This is a genomic window from Bacillus sp. P4_E1 (genome assembly GCF_056401715.1).
The window spans coordinates 22,763-29,156 of sequence record NZ_JBFUIV010000033.1 but is presented as its reverse complement, the minus strand read 5'-3'; the positions used below and the strand labels follow the sequence as shown (position 1 = coordinate 29,156).

At 31.3% G+C, this 6,394-nt stretch carries 3 protein-coding genes; 1 reads left to right on the top strand and 2 read right to left on the bottom strand.

What is annotated here, in order from left to right; translation table 11 throughout:
- Positions 1-164 (bottom strand): transposase (locus tag AC1DS7_RS27295; RefSeq protein WP_476999334.1); only part of this gene is annotated, 164 nt, incomplete at its 3' end.
- Between the two features lie 96 nt (positions 165-260).
- Entirely contained in the window at positions 261-1,958 is a 1,698-nt protein-coding gene (locus tag AC1DS7_RS27290) for a helix-turn-helix domain-containing protein (protein ID WP_002191654.1), read from the bottom strand.
- A gap of 1,875 nt (positions 1,959-3,833) precedes the next feature.
- Here AC1DS7_RS27290 and AC1DS7_RS27285 point away from each other — a divergent pair.
- Positions 3,834-5,525, top strand: a complete 1,692-nt coding sequence (locus AC1DS7_RS27285; protein ID WP_199627328.1) for a hypothetical protein — start codon at positions 3,834-3,836, stop codon at positions 5,523-5,525.
- The last annotated feature ends 869 nt before the right edge of the window (positions 5,526-6,394 follow it).

The following is a 6,394-nucleotide window of genomic DNA, read 5'->3' as shown; positions in this document are numbered from 1 at the left end:
CCTTTGATTCCTTCAGCTTCAAAGTGTTTCACCCAACGACTTACAACCGAGTGATGAATACCTAATTCTTTCGCAATGGTTTTATAGCTCATGCCTTCTTTTAAGTATAAATCTATAGCTTGTTTCTTAAATTCTACATCGTAAGTGACTCTAATTTTTCCCATGAAAAAATCCCCTCCATAGTAAACAGGTTAATGTGCTTTCTTTTTCCTGTCTACTATAAGGGGATCATATCATCAAAGTGGTTTCCTCTTTTTTGCTTACATAGACTCGATTATCATTTGTCTTTCATACCATTTTGTTAACTTATCATTAACACTGTTTGAAATCCGTTTCATTTTCTTATTACAGAATCTCGATAGTGTAGCAGGGGATAAGCCTAACTCATCTGCTATTTCGCGCATTGTTCTATTTTGATGCATATGTTGGTGCATAATTTTCTCTCTAATTAGCTCCTCAGTACTTACTGTACTATGAGCTATCGTATTTATAATCACATTATTTTCTTGCTTATCCGGAGTATCAATTACCTTTTTCTTTGCCAAACTCCCGATATTATCCATTAACTCTTTTGGTGGTAAAATGATGATTCCTAATTTTGAGTAATAATTCTTAAACCAGTTCCGTTCTCCAATTCTTGATTCATCAATTTCCTCAGCGTACTCCCAATGTGAAATAACTTTTTCTTTTTCTAAATCTATTAATACATTTTCTAATTGCTCACGAATACGGTGGGGGCGTCCCTTAGCTATATTAATCCCCATAACAGACAATAGTCCTTTTTCTCCATCAATTGAATATGGTCTTTTTAAATTACTGTACTGTTGTCGAATTCTCCATTGCCAAGATAAATAGCGAATTAGTCGCTTGTGGAATTTGTGTCGATAACTATTATACTCCAATGCTTTTTTAGATAATAACGCTGTTGTGCTACTAGATCCGTATAAATACATCGACAAAAAGCTACCTGGCTTTATTCTACAAGATTCAATACCTACGTAATCATTGGTATTTTTATCTCTCCAAAGAACTACAGAATCTAAAACGAAAAGTCTTTTAATTATTTCACGTTTCATTTCAAATTGCTCACCAGTTTCTGCACGATCATTTAAAACCACGACTTCATTATCGTCATTTAAATAAATAAAGATACTCGCCAAAGCAGCTATACGTTGTGCAATTTTAATTTTATCTTCTGCACGATAATACTCTATACCATTTGCTGATGCTTTTGGAATATTACACATATCTAGTACATTTTCATAGCTGAAATCAATAAAATCATCTGGAGATTTCGCTTGATTCAACCACTGTATTGTAATTGTATCTAAACAGTCTGCGGTAAGATCATCCATGTTACTAATAACACCATCGACTAGTATTGACCATCTTTCTGCTTCATTGGTGTTTACTAGCCTTAAATCTTCATCCTTGTGTGATGATAGCTGAGCAACTCCGCTTGTATTTTTAGTTTCTAATGGTAAAACAGATACTGCTCCTACTTCATCTTCTTCAAAGTGATTCTTGGCTATACCATCTCGTAGTTGATAATATACCGCATCATTACTTACAGGATAGTAATCCTCTTGTAGATCAATTGAATGCTCTTTTAACTTTTCATCGGTTGTATTAGATATTATAGACGTTTCAACTTCTTCAGACGTACCTCCAAATTCTTGCTCTATTATTTTATCGAGTACATTTCGAATCTCAATTTTATATTTATCTAGATTTGCGTATATATGCAATAATGAAATCCCTTGTTCTTGTTTCTGGCCTAACCAAGAGACAAGAGCTGAAAATGAAGGGGATATATTAGCTGAAGTTACTACTTTGTCATGATTTCCCTGTACTTCCTCATAATATCTATTCCACTTTTCCCATAGCTGCGTGTTCTTTTCATACATTGGTGCAGCAAGTAAAAGGGCATCGCTAAACAACACTAATACTTTCTCCATATTCAAAAACCTCCTTACTAAGTTCCCACCAATTAGAATTATAAATTATAGAACTTGAGACGTTATAGCTATATGGTGGCAACATAGCATATAAGTTGAAACGTTATCAGAATAATCTATATCGAGAAATGATTTATCGAACAGTATTTGTCCTATCAAGTAAACATTCTTGTACTTGTATTATATAAGACTGTACTTATTTGTAAAATTACTACTTTACACTACAATCTCCATGCGGGAAACCCATTCGGTATTAAATAGTGTAAATCATACTTTTAAAGTGAAACATAATTGTCCCTTTTCTTACAAATGAAATAAAACATTATAGCGTTATGATAACAATTACTTTCTTACCAAGAAACATCGATGATTTGCTGGTTTCATCTAAAAAAGTATTTGTATCATTCTATACAATGATACAAATACCCTTACTTTTATGAAACGTCATAGCTACATTGTGGCAAGTACTCCTTAGAACTTGAAACGTTTTAGCTTTATAGTGGCAAGTATATTCGAAACAAAAAATACCGATAAACTGTTGATTTCCACTTCACAAGCATTAACGTTATTTCATACTTCGACACAGATACCTCTACTTTTATGAAACATTATAGCTGCATTGTGGCAGTTACTATTGAAAACTTGAAACGCTTTAGCTTTATGATGGCAAGTATATCCTGAACAAGAAATACCAATGAATTTTTGGATTTCATTTAACAAGAATTAACGTTATTCCATATATCAGCACGAATGCCTCTCTTTTATGAAACCCCTTAGCTACATTGTGGCAAGTACTATTGAAGACTTGAAACGCTTTAGCTTTATGATGGCAAGTATATTCTGAACAAGAAATACCAATGAATTTTTGGATTTCATTTAACAAGAATTAACGTTATTCTATATATCCGCACGAATACCTCTACTTTTATGAAACCCCTTAGCTACATTGTGGCAAGTACTATTAAAGACTTGAAACGCTTTAGCTTTATGATGGCAAGTATATTCTGAACAAGAAATACCAATGAATTTTTGGATTTCATTTAACAAGAATTAACGTTATTCCATATATCGGCACGAATACCTTTACTTTTATGAAACATCATAGCTACATTGTGGCAGTTACTATTAAAAACTTGAAACGTTATAGCTATATGGTGGCAACAACTCTTTAAATCTGAAACATAAACGCACTAAAATCTGTTCATATAAAAAAAATATTTTTTATTTAAATTAGTGCTAAACATTGATATAAAGCCATTCTTTAAAAAAACTAAAAAATCCCAATGAAATGCTATAGCTATATGATGGCAACAACTTTTTTTTAAAAAAACCTATGAATCCATATGTAACAAGGGTTTAGGTACATTTCAAGCGCAATGAAACATTGATTTCAAACATGAAACGCCATAGCTTTATGATGGCAACAATCTAAAAAAAACATGAAACGTATATAGCTATATGATGGCAATAGTCCCTTGACGTAAATTAACATGAAAACGCTATACCACAACATTTATGAATGAATTCTACACATTATTTAGTCATTTCAAAATATGAAACGTTATAGCTATATGATGGCAACAACTTTTAGACAAAAGTACTAAAAAACCTATCATATCAAGGTTTATGTGCTGTTTCATTCATTTCAGATACGTTTCATATTCAAAATACCTTATAGCTTTATGGTGGCCAAAAGATTTTTTTTGTGAAACGTTGAATCCCTTGTGCCTCTAAGGCTGAGGCTGCGTTTCACATTTTTGATTTTCCTCTTAAAGAGACACATTTCACCAAGATTCGATTTGATATAATCAAAATTGAATTTTTATATCCTATTTAGGTAAAAACTGAAACTCATAATAAGAGGAGGTGAAAAAGATGGCTAAACCTTTCGTTATAAAGAACAAACGTAGTTTAAATGGTGAAACAACAACTCCAGTATTAGTAACAATTAAAGCATGGCAAAAATTAGTGGAAGCTTTAGAAGGCAAATACTATAGCTTTAAAGATACATATCTAGAAGATATCGTAAATTCAATGTCTTACGAGGAACGAATTGCAGATGAAGAAGGGTTTGTTGAAAAAGCCAAACCATCTTTTTCACTTCAAATGAAAAATCTCTTCACTAAAGCAAATGGTAGAAAGCATAAGCTATATGGTATTACTAATGCAGATCTAGAAGTATTTCTATTTCTACATAAAAAATGTAATACCTATGGTGAACTTTCTCATGTTTCCATTCACATGCTTTGGGAGGACTACAAAAACTATAAAGAAGTATTTGCACATATTCATCATTCGCAATTCTATGTTGCGTTGAAAAAGCTTAGCTTACACAACATCATTGAAATTGAGAATGAATACAGTGGTAAATATAAAATTACATTAACTGATTTTATGAACAAGGAAACGAATAAAGCGAATCCTTACACGTTTATCAGCCCAATTGTATTTACAAAAGAGTTCTTCGATTTATCCATTGCTGCTAAAAAGCTATTTATTGATATCGCAATGCAGCAAAAACGAGAAACTACTTTGAAACGTTCACTATACAAATTTGATGAACAAGGACAACAGACTCATTTTGGCGGTATGTATCGCTTCTTACATAAGAAATACCCACATCAGATACGTTCTGTAATGGCTGAATTAACAACTAAATCAACTGCTACTGGATCTTCTTTGTTTAAAATTTGCAAATTAGAAAAAGGGAAAAAGAATAAAAAGCAGTATACAACACTGCATTTATCTGTACACCCTGATTTCCTGTGTAATAAGGAAATAGGGGAAGAGTATCGCGATCCATTTACACCAAGACTTACATATAAACGTAAAGCTAAGTTCATTGAAGAATCATTAGTTGAAATGAATATTGCAGAATTTACAAAAGATATAAACCAATTTGTAAATGTCTTAAAACATTCCTGTCATCGTCAAATCCGCCAAGTGATTCGTGGATTACGTGAAATGATTGATAGACAAGAGGGTTTCCCTAAAAACCTTGTTTATACACTAAGCAAATTATTAAAGCAGTCTTCTCAATATCGCGTATTAGATACGGCTGCTAAAACAGGTATTTATTCTCTGATTACACATAATGTGCCGAGAGAGAAACAAGAAGATGCGGTATTTAAATTTGGTACTCACTTCGCTATATATTCATTACAAAATGTTAAGAAGTTATTCTGTAAAGCGCATGACCTTCTTCATGCTACATATGCGGTTCCTGTGACTGAAGAAGCATACCATCGTAATTATATGCAGTATCAAGAAGAAACACTATTTAGGAAGTATGCTTTTGAGCAAGGAGTAAATGTTAACGCATATATTGCATTAGAAATTAAAATTCGTGAATTATTAAAATCTCATGGCCATAAAGAAAATCATATTCCAAGTGATATTCGCGAACTGTTCATTGAAAAAATAGATAGATTGCCTAAGGAAAAAATCCGCGTAATTGAAGTTCCTAAAGACTTTAATTTAATCGATTTTCTTCATTCCTTAGAAGCTTATTACCGTAAAAATAGTGAAACACCATGCACGGTAGATCAGCTGCTTCCTGCAATGTAAAATTACATGCTCTCCTTTTTTGAAAAATCAAAGAAGGAGGGCTATTCGTGCTGAAATTAGAAATTATATTCGTACTATCCAAACATAAGAGAGAGAGATTCTTAAATTCGAGTTAGAATACCTCTCTTTTTTTATACACTTCTATACAAAATTCCTAAAATATAATCAGTAATTCACAATTTCGCTTTACTTTTTTCTGAACATTCGTTCTCTTACTGACATTTAATCTACTAAAAATCGTAAATATATATATTAATTCAGTGGATATCTTAATAATATTGTCCAAATGTGTACAATAAAATAGCTCAAAGATTTATATATAAACGTTTTATATATAAATCTACTTAAAATCAGAATGTTTTTTGTTAATAATGTTGATTTACTGAATTATGTCTATAACTTACTTCTAAATGTTAATAAAATGTGGGTTATTTTATAGCGTATGTGGAAATCATGTTATTAATTTAAGCTAGACTACCATTAATCTTATATACACTTTTACGCATCAAAATGATGCTGATTATATGTAGGTTAAGTAATTCAACTTTATGATATTTTGTATATTTAGAGCGACGTAAAACGCAATAAATACATTTCCAATAAGTGTTTTTTTCGATTTTTTATGGTTCTATAACTTTGCAGACACTGTTATTACTGAGTTTGTAGGCCATTTTTCATAAGTATAATAGTTTTATCTTTATATTCTTTTTATATAAAAGATATATATTATATTAGGTTTTAACGTACTATCCGAAAAATGCGCATCTCTTGATTATCTAAAAGGTAATAGTCTTTCACTAAGTAAAAATAAATTTTAATACTTGAAGTTACTGATAGTATTATTTTATAAAAGATATGTAATCAGTATG